21 protein-coding genes are annotated in these 17002 nt (G+C 39.8%); 5 read left to right on the top strand and 16 right to left on the bottom strand.

Translation table 11 applies throughout. The annotated features are described in order from the left end of the window. Window positions 1–10: 10 nt before the first annotated feature. A complete protein-coding gene (locus R2800_05330) occupies window positions 11–607 on the bottom strand; it encodes a 50S ribosomal protein L25 (protein MEZ5016455.1) in 597 nt (198 codons plus the stop codon). Window positions 608–745: 138 nt separating this feature from the next. Continuing rightward, window positions 746–1693 carry a ribose-phosphate pyrophosphokinase gene (locus R2800_05325; GenBank protein MEZ5016454.1) on the bottom strand — a complete coding sequence of 316 codons (948 nt, stop codon included), beginning with the start codon at window positions 1691–1693 and terminating at the stop codon, window positions 746–748. 117 nt (window positions 1694–1810) lie between these two features. Between R2800_05325 and R2800_05320 the strand changes: the two genes are divergently transcribed. The 4 genes from R2800_05320 to R2800_05305 all read left to right on the top strand — a co-directional run bounded on the left by R2800_05320 (window position 1811) and on the right by R2800_05305 (window position 4234). Beyond that, complete coding sequence (locus R2800_05320) at window positions 1811–2317, top strand: transcriptional regulator (GenBank protein MEZ5016453.1); 507 nt, start codon at window positions 1811–1813, stop codon at window positions 2315–2317. Window positions 2318–2419: 102 nt separating this feature from the next. Continuing rightward, on the top strand, window positions 2420–2812 hold the full coding sequence (locus tag R2800_05315; protein MEZ5016452.1) for a hypothetical protein: 393 nt from the start codon (window positions 2420–2422) through the stop codon (window positions 2810–2812). Window positions 2813–2815: 3 nt separating this feature from the next. Beyond that, window positions 2816–3757, top strand: coding sequence for a TIGR01777 family oxidoreductase (locus R2800_05310; GenBank protein ID MEZ5016451.1), 942 nt, complete (start codon window positions 2816–2818; stop codon window positions 3755–3757). A gap of 66 nt (window positions 3758–3823) precedes the next feature. Next, complete coding sequence (locus tag R2800_05305) at window positions 3824–4234, top strand: OsmC family protein (GenBank protein ID MEZ5016450.1); 411 nt, start codon at window positions 3824–3826, stop codon at window positions 4232–4234. Between the two features lie 60 nt (window positions 4235–4294). Here R2800_05305 and R2800_05300 read toward each other — a convergent pair whose 3' ends face one another. From R2800_05300 to pdhA, 4 genes are all read right to left on the bottom strand, one after another. Further along, complete coding sequence (locus R2800_05300; GenBank protein ID MEZ5016449.1) at window positions 4295–5017, bottom strand: (Fe-S)-binding protein; 723 nt, start codon at window positions 5015–5017, stop codon at window positions 4295–4297. 29 nt (window positions 5018–5046) lie between these two features. Continuing rightward, window positions 5047–5553: a 6,7-dimethyl-8-ribityllumazine synthase gene (gene ribH, locus R2800_05295; GenBank protein ID MEZ5016448.1), complete on the bottom strand. Its 507-nt coding sequence runs from the start codon at window positions 5551–5553 to the stop codon at window positions 5047–5049. A gap of 74 nt (window positions 5554–5627) precedes the next feature. After that, the gene (locus R2800_05290) at window positions 5628–6329 is read right to left on the bottom strand and encodes a tetratricopeptide repeat protein (GenBank protein MEZ5016447.1); all 702 of its coding nucleotides are present in this window, start codon (window positions 6327–6329) and stop codon (window positions 5628–5630) included. A 62-nt stretch (window positions 6330–6391) separates the two neighbouring features. Further along, complete coding sequence (gene pdhA, locus R2800_05285; GenBank protein MEZ5016446.1) at window positions 6392–7384, bottom strand: pyruvate dehydrogenase (acetyl-transferring) E1 component subunit alpha; 993 nt, start codon at window positions 7382–7384, stop codon at window positions 6392–6394. A gap of 50 nt (window positions 7385–7434) precedes the next feature. On the opposite strand from pdhA, the gene recF reads away from it, so the two are divergent. After that, the gene (gene recF, locus R2800_05280; protein ID MEZ5016445.1) at window positions 7435–8511 is read left to right on the top strand and encodes a DNA replication and repair protein RecF; all 1077 of its coding nucleotides are present in this window, start codon (window positions 7435–7437) and stop codon (window positions 8509–8511) included. A 6-nt stretch (window positions 8512–8517) separates the two neighbouring features. Here the strand turns inward: recF and R2800_05275 are convergent, their stop codons facing one another. From R2800_05275 to R2800_05230, 10 genes are all read right to left on the bottom strand, one after another. Further along, a complete protein-coding gene (locus tag R2800_05275; GenBank protein ID MEZ5016444.1) occupies window positions 8518–9375 on the bottom strand; it encodes a hypothetical protein in 858 nt (285 codons plus the stop codon). Window positions 9376–9520: 145 nt separating this feature from the next. Beyond that, on the bottom strand, window positions 9521–9937 hold the full coding sequence (locus R2800_05270) for a hypothetical protein (protein MEZ5016443.1): 417 nt from the start codon (window positions 9935–9937) through the stop codon (window positions 9521–9523). Window positions 9938–10035: 98 nt separating this feature from the next. Continuing rightward, complete coding sequence (locus tag R2800_05265; GenBank protein MEZ5016442.1) at window positions 10036–10851, bottom strand: hypothetical protein; 816 nt, start codon at window positions 10849–10851, stop codon at window positions 10036–10038. Window positions 10852–10952: 101 nt separating this feature from the next. Next, window positions 10953–11366: a hypothetical protein gene (locus R2800_05260; GenBank protein ID MEZ5016441.1), complete on the bottom strand. Its 414-nt coding sequence runs from the start codon at window positions 11364–11366 to the stop codon at window positions 10953–10955. Window positions 11367–11673: 307 nt separating this feature from the next. Then, a complete protein-coding gene (locus R2800_05255) occupies window positions 11674–11877 on the bottom strand; it encodes a hypothetical protein (GenBank protein MEZ5016440.1) in 204 nt (67 codons plus the stop codon). A 361-nt stretch (window positions 11878–12238) separates the two neighbouring features. After that, window positions 12239–13258, bottom strand: coding sequence for a hypothetical protein (locus R2800_05250; protein MEZ5016439.1), 1020 nt, complete (start codon window positions 13256–13258; stop codon window positions 12239–12241). Between the two features lie 72 nt (window positions 13259–13330). After that, on the bottom strand, window positions 13331–14323 hold the full coding sequence (locus R2800_05245) for a hypothetical protein (GenBank protein MEZ5016438.1): 993 nt from the start codon (window positions 14321–14323) through the stop codon (window positions 13331–13333). Window positions 14324–14403: 80 nt separating this feature from the next. Beyond that, window positions 14404–15465 (bottom strand): AAA family ATPase, encoded by a 1062-nt coding sequence (locus R2800_05240; GenBank protein ID MEZ5016437.1) that lies wholly within the window; start codon window positions 15463–15465, stop codon window positions 14404–14406. A 104-nt stretch (window positions 15466–15569) separates the two neighbouring features. Beyond that, window positions 15570–16037, bottom strand: coding sequence for a hypothetical protein (locus tag R2800_05235; protein ID MEZ5016436.1), 468 nt, complete (start codon window positions 16035–16037; stop codon window positions 15570–15572). 86 nt (window positions 16038–16123) lie between these two features. Then, window positions 16124–16939, bottom strand: a complete 816-nt coding sequence (locus R2800_05230) for a hypothetical protein (protein ID MEZ5016435.1) — start codon at window positions 16937–16939, stop codon at window positions 16124–16126. Window positions 16940–17002 lie beyond the last annotated feature (63 nt).

The raw sequence follows: 17002 nt of genomic DNA, 5'->3' as shown, positions 1-17002 counted from the left end.
TAGTCTGTAATTATTCAGCGTCACCAGATGCAGCGCCTTTGTTTTCGTTATCTGCTTGACGTAGAGCACGAGTCATTACTACAGATGCGATAGGAATACGTGGAGGGTTCATGATCTCAATGTTGTCTGCAACGATATCCTGTACACGTACGTTACCGTTAAGCTTAAGGCTATTGATATCTACATCTAAAGCCTCTTTCAAATACTTAGGATAAGTACGAACCTTAACGCTCTTCAATTTGATCACCAAACGACCACCAGCTTTAACACCTTCTGGTTGTCCGTTGAACTTAATTGGCAATTCAGCGATAACTTTCTTACCATCTACTAACTCTAAGAAGTCAACGTGGATAAGCTCGTCGTTAATTACGTCAAACTGCATATCCTTCAAAATGCAACGGTAAGTTTTACCATCGATCTCGATCTCTGCAATTTGGAATTGAGGTGTGTAAACCAGAGCACGAAGGTCTAGTTTTTTAGTAGTGAAGTGAATGCTCTCTTCACCGCCATAGATAACACCAGGTACCATTCCTTCAGAACGAAGTTGGCGCGTTGTAGCTCCACCAAAGTCGCTTCTGCGTGTTCCTTGTAGTTTTATTGTATTCATTACTTAAAGTTTGCCTTTCTAACGCCGATCGAGATCTGCCAACATCCGGTCGCTGAACAAGCTATTATTAATTTTTCTAAATAAGGTACGGCTATTACACCGGGCAGTTTTATTGTATATACAGTCTAAAAAACTTCTTTATTTAATATTGCTATGTGCAAACAATGAGGTAATTGACTTATTCTCAAATGTATTGCGTATTGCTACTGCAAATAGCTCTGACGTTGATTGTACTTTTATCTTCTCTATCTCTTGCTTCAACGGTATCGTATCACATACTACCAGCTCTTCCAGCTCCGAATTTGCGATATTCTCATATGCCTTACCACTCAACACCGGGTGTGTACAGAATGCTCTCACTGATAATGCTCCTTTTTCTTTCAGCGTAGCTGCTGCCTTAGACAGTGTGCCTGCTGTGTCGCATATATCATCTATCAATATCACATTCCTTCCTGCTACATCACCTATCACGGTCATCTCTGCTACCTCATTAGCACGCTTACGTTGCTTATCACATATTACCATATCCATCTGGAAATACTTGGCAACTTCACGTACTCTATTCGTACTCCCTACGTCAGGGGCCGCAAAGATAAGGTTTTCTATGTTAAGATTTTCAATATAAGGGATGAAAATTGCCGAAGCATCCAAGTGATCCACTGGTATGTCGAAGAAACCTTGAATTTGTGGTGCGTGCAAGTCCATGGTCATTATCCTATTGGCACCTGATTTGGCTAGTAGGTTTGCTACCATTTTAGAGGCAATAGATACACGTGGCTTGTCTTTTCTGTCCTGACGAGCGTAACCATAATATGGCACAACCGCTGTAATATACCCTGCAGATGCACGTCTTGCTGCGTCAATCATCATTAAAAGCTCCATCAGGTTGTCTGCAGGAGAAAAAGTAGATTGAACAAGAAAAACATAATCTCCACGAATAGATTCATTAAAGACCGGTTGAAACTCACCATCACTGAACTGGTTAACGGTTAGGTCTCCTAGTGTTGTGTTGAATGATTTAGCGATTTTTTCGGCTAAATAGCGTGAATTTCTACCTGAAAAGATTTTTACTGAAGGCTGCTTCATGACTGTTTTTTGGAATTGAGTGCAAAGTTAGATAAACCTCATTGTTATCAAAAAATGAACTATTATTTAATTTTCAGTAAATATTGAAAGTTTGGATAAATACGCTATCTTTATGCTATGAAACTAGAAGAAGCAAAAGGACAGTTTATACAAACATGGGGTGTACTAGGGTCTCAATGGGGTATCAACCGTACTATGGCGCAGATACATGCCTTGTTGCTAACTGCTCCTACCGAGCTTAGTGCAGATGATATCATGACACAATTACAAATTAGTCGTGGCAACGCTAATATGAATATCCGTGAGTTGATAGACTGGGGTATAGTAGAAAAAGTTTTGATACCGGGTGAGCGTAAAGAATTTTTTAAAGCAGAGAAGGATATATGGAAGGTAGCGATGAGGATCATCAGTGAGCGAAAGAAAAGAGAGCTGGACCCAATGATCAGTGTGTTGGAAAAACTAAGCCAAGTAGAGGAAGACAAAAATGATGCTGAAGTAAAGGCTTTTACAGACATGGTAGGGCAGCTACAGAAATTTACTAAACAGGCCGATAAAACACTTGGAGGATTAGTAAAAGCGGACGAACATTGGTTCACTGGTACGTTGATGAAGCTCTTTAAATAATATTATAAACTTATGCCGGGTACTGTCTCGGCATATATTTGGCATTATACCTTTCATTATTTTCTGAAAATTCTATCTAATTAATAAATTAAAACCAATATCATGTTACACAAATTCAAAATATTCGACCTCGTAGGACAATTGCTTTGTTTGATGGTACCTATCATCTTAGGTGCATACTTTGATAATGGCAGGTATTATGTATTAACCTATTTTACTGTTGGCGGCTGGCAGCTCATTAGTTTCTTAATCAGTGCCGCTACCATGAAGGCGGAGGAGAAAGCAGCAGCAAGAAAGATATATGGTGTGCTTTTGCTATGTACATTAGGCTCTGCATTATTACTGCTTACTGGTTGGGATCCGGCTTTTCTATTGCTGTATGTATACCTTTTCTTCACACCTCTTATGGCGATCATGTATTTCATTATCACTGCACGAGAATCCAGTATAGCAGAGAGTAATATTAAAAGAAATGAGTTCGTTCAAAAAAGATAAACTATGTTTCAACAAAAGAAAATAGTAATAGCAGGTGGTACAGGTTTTATAGGTAGGGCAATGGCTGAGCGCTGGGGCGCAGACAACGAGGTCGTTATACTCAGTAGATGCCAAGACGGACAGCAGAGCAACTATTATGGTAATGACCAACTCCAGCAAAATGTAACCACAATATGTTGGGATGCCCAAACACTTGGCGACTGGGTGAAACATCTTGAAGGTTGTGATGTGCTGATAAACCTTGCAGGCAAATCTGTAAATTGTAGGTATACCGAAAAGAACAAAGCCCTGATAATGAGTAGCAGGGTAGATGCCACTAATGTACTGACTCAGGCGATACAGCAAGCGGCACAACCGCCAAAGCTATGGATAAACGGTGCTTCTGCTACTATATACAGACATGCTACAGATAGACCTCAGGATGAATATACAGGAGAGATACAGAACGACTTCTCTGTACAGGTATGTAAGGCTTGGGAGCAGGCATTTCAGAAGGCGAGCCTGCCACAAACCAGAAAAGTGGTTTTAAGACTAGCTATCGTATTTGGTAAAGATGGCGTACTAGTACCCTATAAAAACCTAGTAAAATATGGGCTTGGTGGCAGGCAAGGTAGTGGCGAGCAGCTATTCAGCTGGGTACACATAGAAGATGTATGCCGTATTGTAGAATGGCTGGATACACATACAGAAGCTACCGGCATCTATAATGTGTCTAGCCCCAACCCCGTTAAGAATAAAGAGCTCATGAAGCAGCTAAGAGCACAGATGGGTATGCCTTTTGGCTTGCCAGCTAGTAGCCTTATGCTAAAGATGGGCGCACTACTTATAGGTACAGAAACCGAGCTGATACTAAAGAGTAGGTGGGTGGTGCCAACACGGCTGTTAGAAGAGGGGTATGAGTTTGCTTATAGCACGGTAGATAAGGCATTGGTAAATCTTATATAAGGCATAACAATAAACTTAAAGAGAGATAACGCTTCATTGTTATATTTGTAACAAACAATAACGATCATGATCAGAAAAGCTACAGCCGTTTGGAACGGTTCAGGTAAAGAAGGAAATGGACACTTGTCTACTCCAAGTACCGTATTAAATAAAACTCAATATTCATTTACCAGCCGTTTTGAAGACGGAGTGGGAACTAACCCTGAGGAACTAATGGCTGCTGCTCATGCAGGCTGTTTCAATATGAAGTTGTCTTTTGTATTGGGAAATCATGGCTTTACGCCTGATGAGTTGCACACAGAGTGTAAGTTGACTCACGGTGATAATGGTATTACTAAAAGTGAGTTGATCTGCCGTGCTAAAGTGCCTGGTATCGATGCTGCAAAGTTTGCAGAATGTGCTGAAGATGCAAAGCAAAACTGCCCAGTGTCTAAGGCATATAACATGGAGATAGTTATGGATGCTAGTTTAGTATAAACAGTATTGATAGGATATAAAAAAGGGGAGTGATAGTCGTTATCATTCCCCTTTTCTTTTTTACCAACCACTAGCCAGTACGTCGGCAATATGTAATGTCTTTAACGGTATGTTCTCTTTGTCTATATACCCTTGTACGTGCATCAGGCAAGATACATCGGTAGAGATCATATACTCTGCTCCGGCATCCAGTGCACTCTGTACTTTGGTTTGTGCCATACCTATTGATATCGGTTCATACTTCACGGCAAATGTACCACCAAAGCCACAGCAGGTCTCACACTCCGCCATTTCCGCCAGCTCCAGTCCTTTTACGTTGGATAGTAATTTTCTAGGGCCTTCCTTAATGCCACACTCTCTTAGAGCGCCACAAGCATCATGATAAGTAGCCTTGCCCTCGAAGGTGGCACCCAGATCTTCTACTTTCAATATTTGGGTAAGGAATTCGGTGAACTCGAACATCATTTTGCCTACTTGGTTGCTGTGCAATGCCTCAGGGCCATCGCCAAACATACGCTCGTAAGAGTTGCGCACATAGCCGGTACAAGAGCCACTAGGGGCTACTATATAGCTATCGGTATCAAAATCGTTCAGGAATTTCTTGCCTACGCTTCTTGCCTCGTCCCAGTAGCCGGCATTGAATGCAGGTTGCCCACAGCAGGTTTGTTTGGGGTTGTAGCTTACATCACATCCTAGCTTTTCTAGCACCTTTACCATATTCATGCCCGTTTCGGGATATAGCTGGTCTACAAAGCAGGGTATAAAAAGTTGTACTTGATACATTGTATTGTATGGGTATAAATGAGTTAAATCTATTGTTTTAATGCTCTACTATTGTTGATCATCTTCAACGCTGTTATTGCCGCTTCTTCACCTTTATGGCCATGTGCACCACCAAGGCGCTCCCAAGCCTGTGCTTCGTTATCCAGCGTTAATACACCAAAGATAACAGGTATCGGCAAGGTTACATTCAGTTGGGTAATACCATCGGTAGCTGCTTGGCAAACATAGTCGAAATGTGGCGTACCACCACGTATCACCGCACCAAAGGCAATGATAGCTTCGGGTGCTGTAGCTCCATTTCCAGCAGTAACGTCCCATAGTTGCTTGCAGGCAAAAGGTAGCTCGAAACAACCGGGTACTACTATTTGGTGACTGGCGGTTAAACCATGCTGTTGCAATACGCGAGTAGCACCTGCTACTTGTTCTGCTGTTATTTTATCGTTCCATTCGGTATATACTATAGCCACTCTTGCCCCTGCTATGTAGCTAAGGGTAGAGGTGTCTAGTAAGGATATACTGTCTTGAGATTGTGCCATATGAACTAAGAAAAAATCCCCTTTTAGCCATCAAAGGTAAAAAGGGGAAGTGATTATCTAAAATATAGTATTACTTACTGTACGTCTACCACGCCCATTCTTGCCAGGTCTTTATCCACAGTTTGTGCTTCTGTGCTGGTAGGGTAGTTGTTCTTTATTTTAAGGTAAGCGTCTTTAGCATCGTCGTTTTGGTTATTCATTTCGTATGCCATAGCCAAACGCTGTAAGTATATAGGTGCATATAGCTCGTCATCAGCTTTAGAAGCTGCTTTCTTATAGTTGTCGATACCTTTAGCAATATTGCCTTTTTCCATATAAGCATCGCCCAAAGCACCCCATGCAGCATAAGCTACCAGTGTACCTTTACCGTTAAAGTCTTCCAGATGTTTGATGGCATTATCAAAGTCGCCCATTTGTAGGTAAGACACACCCGCATAGTAGTTAGCCAAGTTGCCCGAAGGAGTGCTACCGTATTTACGAATGATGTTTAAGAAACCTTGGTGCTGACCATCGCCGTTCAATGCATAGTTCAAAGAGTCGGTTTGGAAATAACGCTGAGCGGTCATCATAGCTGTAGCCGCTTTCTCTTCGTTAGGTTGTTGGTATAGTGTAGTATAGCCAAAGTAACCTACAACTACTACTAGTACTGTTCCTACTATTAGGTTGATACGTTTCTTATTCTTTTCATAGTAATTGGTCACGTTGTTGAACGTTTCCATATCATCACCCGCATTGTTAGCAGTATTATTCGGGTTGTTTCTAGCTCTATCTGCCATTTTTATTATCCTTTAAGGGATTTTAGTATAAGTTGTAAAATAATTTGCGAAAATAGGTCTTTTTAGTCAGTTATGTATGGATAGTCGTCTTCCACGTAAATATCCTTGTATAGCTCACTATCATCAGGCCATGGACTATCTTCTGCAAACTGTACTGATTCCTGTACTTCAGCCTTCACTTTCTCGTTGATGGCTTCTATTTCTTCCTCAGTAGCCCATTTGTTGTCCATTATGGTCTTCAACACTTGGTTGATCGGGTCTTTCTCTTTGTACTCTTCCAGCTCGTCTTTAGTACGATACTTGGCAGGGTCACTCATTGAGTGTCCGCGATAACGGTAGGTTTCTATCTCTAAGAAAGTAGGACCGCCTTTTTCACGAGCACGCTTAGCAGCACGCTCTATAGCCGTATGCACTTCCTCGCAGCTCATACCATCTACTTTATCACCAGGCATATCATAAGCATCTGCCATGCGGTAGATGTCCAATGTTTTAGACGTACGCTCTACAGATGTACCCATAGCGTATTTATTGTTCTCACAAATGAATACTACAGGTAGCTGCCATAGCATAGCCATGTTGAAGGTTTCGTGCAACAAGCCCTGACGAGCAGCACCATCACCAAACATACATATAGTAACACGGTCTTTATTATTGTATTGGTCGGCAAGGGCAATACCTGCGCCCAAACCTATCTGACCACCTACGATACCATGACCACCAAAGAAGCGTTTCTCCTTAGAGAAGAAGTGCATACTTCCGCCTTTACCCTTGGTACAGCCAGTAGCCTTACCATATAGTTCTGCCATACATTCTTTGGCAGATATACCTTTTGCGATCGCTAAACCGTGGTCGCGATAAGCAGTAATAACATTATCGTCGTCGTTGATAGCCGTCATCATACCCGCAGACACGGCCTCTTGACCGATGTATAGGTGACAGAAGCCACGTATTTTCTGCATTCCGTATAGTTGTCCCGCCTTTTCTTCAAAACGGCGTTGTAACAACATGATCTCGTACCAATATAAATAGGTCTCTTTTCCGAATGGAGTCTTCACTTTCTTCTTAAATTTGTGCGAATTTATAAAAACTTTTGTTCCTTTCAGGCTTGAAGATATTAAAGAAAATAACACTCACGAGCTTTCGCAACTATTCTTTTTCAGAATTTTTGTTCAATTCGTCTATAACCTGCATCACTGGGGCTAATGGCAGCGGTAAGACCAACCTGCTCGATGCTGTGTATTATCTCTGCTATACCAAGAGTTATTTCACTGCCTCTCAGCAGCATATAGCACAGAATGGGGGGGAGGGTTTCCGCCTAGAGGCACAGTTTGCCAACGGAGAGGAGCAGGAAAAGATAGCCTGTAAATGGAAACAGGGTAAGAAAGAACTACAGGCAGATGGGGTAGACTACGAGCGGGTGACCGACCATATAGGTAAATATACCGCTGTGATGATAGCCCCCGACGACCTCGAACTCATTAATGGTGGCAGTGAGCTGCGGCGCAAGTGGATAGATAGCGTGCTTGTGCTGACGGATAGGCGCTACCTAGACGCGCTGATGAAGTACCAAAAAGTATTGCAACAACGCAACGCCTGGCTAAAACAAGAGGCTCTAAAGCCTACGGGCGACAACACAGCACTGGACTTCTACAACCAAAACCTAGTGGCTGATGGTACCTATATATATGACTGTAGAAAAGCCTTCCTCGAGGAGTATATACACCTGCTGAAGGACTTCTACGCAGAGCTGAGTGGTGGTAAAGAAGCATCATCTATAGAATACAAGACTGACCTGAATAACAATACGTTAGAAAATTTACTTAAACAATCGCTACAGAACGATTTGTACCTGCAACGCACCACAAAAGGCGTGCATAAGGACGACCTGACCTTCCTGCTGAACGAGAGCCCTACCAAGCAATATGCCTCGCAAGGGCAGAAGAAGAGTTTCCTCTTTGCGCTGAAGCTGGCACAGTATGCCTACCTCAGCCAAAAGCTGGGTAACTACCCGATACTATTGCTGGACGATATATTTGAAAAGCTGGACGAGCAACGCATCAAAGCCCTATTGAAAATCATCCACGGAACGGGGTTTGGACAAGTACTCATTACCGATACCCATGCCGACCGGATAAGGGATGCCTTTGGCGAAGGGGCGGAGGTAGATTTTATTGGGTTGTAGAGGGTGTTAAAATCCATAATCTGCTTTGACTAACTTAACATCGGCAACGTCCATGTCTCTGAGTATTGAGGTTATATTATTTGTATTAAAAGTAGCTTTTACTTTTTCTTTCCCAATAACACTCCACTGCATTGTGTCAATATTGTTGTTAATTAGTATATCTATGAGTTTGTCTTTATCTTTAATATTAATGTTTAATCCATATTTGTTTAAACGATTTATATAACTGGAATCATTAAACTTATCGTCATTATTAAATATTTTTTTTGATATTGTCTTTGTTTTTATATCAGTTATTTCAGAGTTGATGTCTTCTAATTTCTTTAGAATATATTTCTCAGTTTCACTACTATTTGCGACCGCTACTTCTTTCATCTTAAAGTCGGCTATGGCATTGTATATTGGATTGTCAGGTTCTTTATCTTTTATAGCACTCTCTATTGCTTTTATAAGTAAAGGTTTTAAGTCCTCAACTCCTGCCATGTCATCTTCATAAAATATAGTACGTTCAGTAGTTACATCGAAGGGTAGGCTTGTACCTTTCTCTGCAACAACAACTATAGGCATTCTCGCCGCATGGCGTACTGCTAGTTCATACATTACATTTGGATTAAGTCCTGTTAGGTTGGCAATAACAAGGTCATCTTCTACAAGGTGTTTGATGACTTGTTTAGTGATAGACCCTGACTGGTCAATGCGATGTGCTACATGGCATTCAATACCTAACTCTTCTAATACCGGTATTATAGCAGCATCTATCAATCCGTCTGTTTTTCTTCTGGTATTGGTATTATCTCCACCAATAGGTGTTACAATAAAACAGTTCTTTTGTTTGGCTTCTTCTGTATGTTTAGCCTTTGCCATAATAAGGTGTATTAATTCTCACTAAGTTACGCAGTACTTATTTGCTAAAACACCGTGAAAACACCTTGTTTACTTTATTCGTCACTGCAAGGCACGAAGCAGCCTCAAGAAATGCAGTGGTAGATTTTATTGGGTTGTAGGTTGTCTATACAATCTCAACGTAGTTGCGCAGTTCCATTAGTAAGTGGCGTGTTTCCAAGAAGGTTAGAGGGATGTCGTAGGTTTCTTTTGTTCTGTCTTTTTTGAAGATAGTTAATGCACCCCTTGTTTTTTTGCCTTCATAATTTTCCTCTCTAATAGGAGTAACTGCCTCTATATCACTGATAGCATACTTGAACTCTTTTTTCTTGAAGGGCATTTTCATAATTAACTCCTCGGTGGTGACGGTAAAATATACATAGTCGCTAATTGCCTTATATAGCAGAAATAACCCAAACCCAAAGCTCACAATTGCTTTCCATTGGTTTATAGCATCATTGTATAGTAACCAACTTAATAAACATAGAGCTACTATTAGGATGGTAATAAAGAATAGGAGTGATTTCTTGCCAAAAGTTTTCATTCGGTAAATATAATAGATAAGCGTTTAGTTGAGGGCCTTATAAGTCACCGCTAGGCACGAAGCAGTCTCAATGATCTGTTTTATAGTCTTGCAGAGGATTATTCGAACTCGAAATTAATGGTACCTCTTATGACAAATTTTTGCGTTGTGCCCGTACTTAAATCTGTGGACTCGTAGGGTAGTGTAAATGTGTTGTTGGCAAAATCTATTGTTCCTGCTCCCTTTATGCTATGCGTTAATACAGGGCTGTGCAGGTAGGTGCCTGCTACTTTTCTTTCAGCCAGAGAGATTGTGGCATTGTTACAGTCGAGTGCAAAACTGGTAAGGTTTCTGCCATCGGTGTAGTAGTTTTTATTGTTGGTACTACGACTTAATACTACGTACAGAAAGAATAAATTGGATGGATAGCTTGGCCCAAAAGTAATGTCGGGGTAGTCGCTAATATGCTCTCCTGCTTCGTTGTAGGTGCCTACAGTTTTGCCATAGTCTGTGCCAAACCTAAAGACACAATTTGCCTCTGAAGAACTATCTACTACTAAAACAACGTCTGCTTCTTTGGGCAGGTGTCCTTCTGTTTTTCCTATTAGTTTGAAAGGGTAGCTCCCTGGCTTTACGTATTTTACCGTTAGAGAGATGACGGCATCGAAGGGAGGCAGCTCATTGTTTTTAGATATACTTGCCGAAACACCGTCGGGCAGCCCTTCTATAGATATCGAAACTTTATTTGGGTTGCTAAAGCTGGTATGATTCACCGATAGCTCAAACTTTCTGACGCTATATATCTTTGCCAACACCTTTTGGTAGGTGGTGATACTATAGTTATTGTCTACAGCAGGTTGCGTTATCTCTTCCTTTTTTTTGCAAGAAGATAGCAGTAGCAGCAAGAGTAGCAGAGGTGCTATAAGGTTTTTCATATCGGCAGTTGATAGGTATATCTTAAAGATACGGCACAAGCCCCGCTTTTTTGTATGGGCAATGTCATTATAATAACTCGCGGCTACTGGGGGTGGGTGGCTTATAGAATATCTACGTGTTTACTTAGTTCTTTTTGCAACCAAACACGCTCGAAGAAAAAGCCGGATAGGTTGTAGGTGTCTTCTGTATTGTCTTTCTTTTGAACGGTCATTTTTTTCTGTGTTTTATTGGAATCGTCCTTATACACATCGAAGGTGACTACCTGTATATCGTTCATAAAGTAGGTTGTTTTCTTCTTTCGGAATGGCAGCTCCACGCACAACTCATGATCGCTAATGGTTATCACAATATAAGTAAGGTAAGCACCATAGCCTACTACGGCAATATTTAAAGGTATAAGCAGCAGTACCCATGTGTCTAGCTTGCCAATAATGGTCATGTAAAGCGGGATAAGCGTTATAGCTAATGATATAATGACGTATAATAGGAATGATTTTTTACCGAAGGTCTTCATTCGGTAAATATAATAGATAAGCGTTTAGGTAGTCTCAGGTGTTGCCTGTCCTTTCTTTGCTTGTCCGATGAAAGAACGAAAGAAAAGACCAGAAAATTTAATGACAGCCAAATTTTCTTTGCATCGCTGATGGGTCTAGGTGCTACTGTGCTGCCAAACTGTGGTACTTTTCCGTCATTTCGAATCCCTTTAGGGTGAGCAATCTCCTGAGCATTTGCAAGCTGCTTACCTACTCATTAAGGAGATGTCTCGTTTCTCTCGACATGACAAGCTTTTATTCGACATGACGGGCATTGATGGTGCTTACTTACTGTGGTAGCCACTCTTGCTCTATGTTGCGGATGTGGTGAAAGTTGAGCCATACTTGAAAGGTAAAGGCGTTCTCGGGACGATGCTCGATGATCTCACCCGTACGCAGGGCTATGACAAATACATCCATAGTGCGTGCATAGGCTGATAGCTGCGTGGCGGTGTAGGCGAAACCCGCAAAGCGGGTGGTGATTTTAGTCATATAGCTGATGGTTTTCAACGTTTATCATGATTGATAGCCGAGACCACCCCAAACAAAAAGGACGTGGAACTCAACTTACCGCCATTGAGGTACTGGTATACCCGAGACACGAATAAGAGAGCCCACGCCTTAGCGTGAGCGTCCTTACTTTGTCCTGCGTCTCTTGATAATTACCAGTTTTCAATGACAAGACTAAAGCAATAACGCTTTAATATTTTCAGTTGTAAATGTACGGTATTATGCGGGAAAAGGGGAGTAGTGTTTTCACTGTGTGTCACCCCGCACTGCGATGCGGGGGCTCAAAGTATGAGTGTGGTATTGTGTGATATGCTGTATTGGGGTATGGTAGTATGGGGGTGTGTTATGATTTTAGTATAGTTTCAAAAAAAGTAAATAGATCTTCTGTTGATTTTTTATTGTAGTTAACATCGTTCATGAGTTCTTGAAACTCTGTTTCTTTATCATGCCTAATATTTAGTTTTGAATGGTGAAATGTTATTATAAAATTAAAGCTTGTTAAATAACGAATCCTACGTTCACCTTCTTTAGTAGGTATTAATATGTGTTTTCCTTTTCTTTCATAAGCACCGTCTTCAAATTCAGCACATGTTATTAACTTATTATTATGTAATGCATATTCCTCTTGACAAAAACCAAACAGGTCTATATCTTCTTTGATAATATTATTACTATATCTCGGGTTTATGCCTGTTTCTTTTTGGGGAGAGCATTCTAAGTAAATATAGTTGTAGTCAGGGTTATTATTAATATTCACTGCAATCCTTTTAATGCATAGTTCTATATTATTTAGTAAGCATGTTTTTGTGCCAATTCTTTTAAAACTATCGATATACATACTTAGTCTGCCTCTAAACCACCATATTGGAGAGTATGTAACCTTTTCAATTTCATCTTTATTAGTTGCTTCTAATGGTTGCCTCAATAAAATTTCTAACTTTTTTATTATTTCATTGGGGTTATTATACCAATGCAAGCCTCTTTTACCAGGAAATGCTAATCCTAATCTTTCTGCGAAAAAATGCTTTGCATCATAATTTATTATCAACCTTTCTTCTTCCTTTATTTCCTCATCGTTGATTACGTTACTTGTTCCATTTATGTGTTGACTTTTTGTAAATATTGTTTTTATAAAAGAAAATATTGCTGTAATAGTTATAACTATTAATATAGATAGTAAAGTGTTGTTAGTACTTGTGTTTTGATAAAATAACTTTATAAATTCTTTTATAGTCTTACCGCCTATATGTTCTTTTATGTAGAGAAAAAGTCCACCTGCTAGAGTTATTATAACTGCTGCTATAATTTTGCTGAAAACGGGGTCTCTCCATGCTTTCTTTGCATAATGGAATATTTTATTCATGATATACTGCATTGTTTTCTTTGTTCCACTGTTTCAATACGCATAGGAGTTGTACCGGTGGAACATGGAACATTAATCAATTGTATACTCACCTTGTAATACCTCTCTTGTTTTATGTCCTTGTGGTAATTGGAATTTCTTTTGTTTAGTCCTATAATCAATATGATAAGTATAGTTATGTATAAATATTTTCAAACAAGTGCTGACTTTATATCCAAGTTCTGTAAATTGAAAAAAGTCCATGTCGTTTATTTCTTCTATTGGTACAGATCTTAACAAATTATCTTCTTTCTCTAAGTCTTGGGCAAAAGGTCTAATTTCATCGGTTAAAAATGGAATCATAACAAGTTTTCCGCTAAAGCCACCTCTTTTTTTTGCTTTTTCTAAATTATAGCTATCAAAAGCAAGTAAGTATGGTTTATGATTATTGTTTTTATCTTTTTCAACATTCTCTGCAATAATTTTTTTTCCCAAAGGTCTTAAAGCAACAGATAAACCATGTTTATATTTGTTATACTTGAATTTATGTTTTTTATAAAAATCCAAACTATCTAATATTAGTTGTTCTAGTATTTTAGTTGATTTGTTTATTTCTGTTATTGTTTCTTTAGTAGTATTATTACCAAACTCTGTAGGATAATGAAATAGCTCGCCAAGTCGTTCTTTAGTAATAATAAGTTTATCAATAAACTTTGAAATGTCACTTGGGTTATACGTCAATATTTCTTTTATAAAGTAGTCTGGTTTTTGAGATGCATTTAATAATGCAAATAAATCTTCTACATACTGTATACAAGTGGCAATAGCATCAAAATATATCCCATTTTTTATTTCTTGAGCTATTGTAGCATCTCCATTTTCATCGTCATGTTGTTTTACATTATGTTTTATGTCATTGAAAAATGTATATCGTTCATTGAGCATTTTTTCAAGACTGAGTAGTTTGGTTAGTCTCCAATCACTATAATAGGTATTTAAGTAATATATAGTTTGCTGTACAGATGCTTTATGTCTTTGTTGGTTATTCATGGTATGGTTTTCTTCATACAAAATAGTATTTATCATACATAATACAAGTTTCGCTATAAATAGTGTTCCACTGTTCCAGCATATAAGGTGCCAGAACAGGTGGAACATGAAACGGGTTATGATGCTTTGAGGTATCTATTTACGGTAGCTAATCCTACCCCCAACTCACTCGCAATATGCCTTTGGCTCCATCCCTCCTCAGTCATTTCCTTACACCGTTGTATGAGGTAAGCTTTGTCGCTGTCGTCGGTTTTGGTTTTTAGGTGTTCCCGTTCCTCGCCCGTGCCCATTATGGCAAACTGTAGGAAGTTGCTGGGCTTTTCTACAATGCAGAGCAGTACATTCTCGCTGTGGTACACTATTTCGGTATTGCGGGCTTTTATCTGTTTTATATAGCGCATGCCCTGTGTCTTGTTGCTCTCGCCTATGCAGAAGCTACTATCGCAAAAGTTGATGAGCATTTTGCTGCCCTGTAGGTCGTTGCGGCCAATGGGTTTGCTCTGGTCGCGCTTGGGGGTGTGTGCCAGTGCCAGTATGCTGAGGGAGAAGCGCAGCTTGAAGGCCTTGAGTTCTTTCATAAGGGGTAGGGCATCGCGTGCCTGCTCGGTCTCGTGGCGCAGATAGGTGAGGTTGTCTATCACCAATACCTTAGCCCCTGTTTCCTGCACAGCAGCTTCTAGGGACATCATAAGGCATTCCTCAAAGGTTCTACAGCCATTCATCAGCTCCATATCGGGGTGCAGTTCGGCACGGTAGAAGTTGTTATGAAACCGATAGTGCTTTTGGTAGTCGATACTGTAGCGGGCTTCAAACTGCTTTTGAAACAACTCGAAATCGAAGTAGACCACCGGTTGTGCTTTTGCTTCCAGCTTCATCCCCATGATGGGCATACCCTTGCTGATGCTATCGGCTATCTGCACGGCGAGTATGCTCTTGCCCACGTTGGTATCGGCAAATAGGATGCAGAGCTCTCCCTCGTGCCACAGCTCGCTAAAGAGCATGGTGGGTATGGGCATGTTGTGGGCGTCTTCCATCCACTGGTTGCCATCTTTGATGATGAAGAGACTGTTGCGCTCTTTGTAGGGCATACTGTCTAGCAGCTTGTCTACGTTGTCTTTAATGGTTTTGATGTCTAGTCGCTGAAGAAAGCCTTTGTGTTGTTCATTTTCTGTTTTCACGGATAGGTGTTTTTATTGTTATTAAATAATAACAACAAAAATACAATTATTTATCCTTTTTGTGAAAATGTATTTTTATAGCTCTGTATAGGCGTTATAGTGTGCTATTTTTCCCAAAGGTTATACAATCGCACTGTAGTCTTTGTGTATTTGCTGCTTATGTAAAAGGAGTGCTTATACTTTATCTTATGAGTAGTAGTGTCTAAGTATAGACGGCAATAATACTCTTTAACAGAGCTGTTGGTATAGTTGTAGTAAATAGAATTGGTAATAGTGCTATCGTTATTAGTAGCTCTGGTCAAGGGTAAGTTGTCTTTATAGTAACCTGTAAAATCTATTTGTATGCTGTCTGCGTTTATTTTATTGATAAAAACACTGTCTAATGCTACCCATTCCTTTTTTTTGAAAACCAAGGGGTTGTCGTACTCGTAGTATTCTATCCATCCTTCTAAATAGTGCCAGCCGCCTAGGTAGGTATGGTGGGGCACTGTTTGTACTTGTGGTTCTTCTTTCTTAGTACAGGCATGGAGCAGTACTGTAGCTAGTAGTAGTATAGGTAGGTAGCGTTTCATACAATAACAAGATACGGTTTTCTTCTTGTCTTCTTTGTCATGCTGCTGTAACTAATTGCTGTTGTGTTTTAGAGGTAGTTATGGCTTTAAAAACGGAGTTCTCCTTTTATTTTAAATACTTTTTCAACCTTGTTATCCATGTTTTGAGACGTATACGTCATCTCGTATTTTTTATTCTTATAGTCTATTGTTCCTAAGTTTAAGTAACGGCAATAATACTTAGTTGATGGAGATGTGCCTGAATTGTAAAGGGTTGTTGTTGACAAACAAATATTTTTCTCATAACAACCTACCCACACCCCAAAGAAGTTTTTGCTGCTATCTGCGTATATGTTTTTACCGTTTATACGATCTAAGATAAGGTTGCGCATATACATGAAGTTCTCTTTTCTGTCATTTTGAATAGCGACATCGCCAATCTGCATGTCGTTTTCATCATAAATGTGGATTGAGCCATGTACCATTTTTTCATAAAACCAATTTTTACAACCATAGAAGGGAACAGGTTTTACTACGTTTAGCTGTATTGGAAACTCATGAGGAAGGTAGCCTTCGGTGCCAGCCATTATTTTTATAGAGTAGGCGCCTGGTTTTGCATTTATAAGTTTAATAGTAGCACGACTTATATAGGAACTTACTTCTTCTTTTGTTGAGAAATCTACGATAACGTTTTCAGGTAAGTCTTTAGTATATAGGTTAACTTTTTTTGGAGCAATGCCGAAGTTTTGTTGGGTAATATTCACAAAGAACTGTGCTGTGTCAAAGCTGCTAACACTTATGATGCTTGCGTCGCATGTTAGTTTATAGCTGTTATCTTTTGTAGGTGTTGTACTTTGTTGCTTATTGCAAGAAAAAAGTATTGTAGTGCTTAGCCATATAAGACTTAAGTAGTAGCTTTTCATATCGTAATAGTTACTACTAATACGTGAAAACTAGATTATTATTGTTTCTGGAGTGTAGGAGTA

It is taken from the genome of Flavipsychrobacter sp. (genome assembly GCA_041392855.1).
Classification (GTDB): Bacteria; Bacteroidota; Bacteroidia; order Chitinophagales; family Chitinophagaceae; genus UBA5543.
Note: the sequence above shows the minus strand (reverse complement) of the source record. Positions and strands in the feature narration are given on the sequence as shown.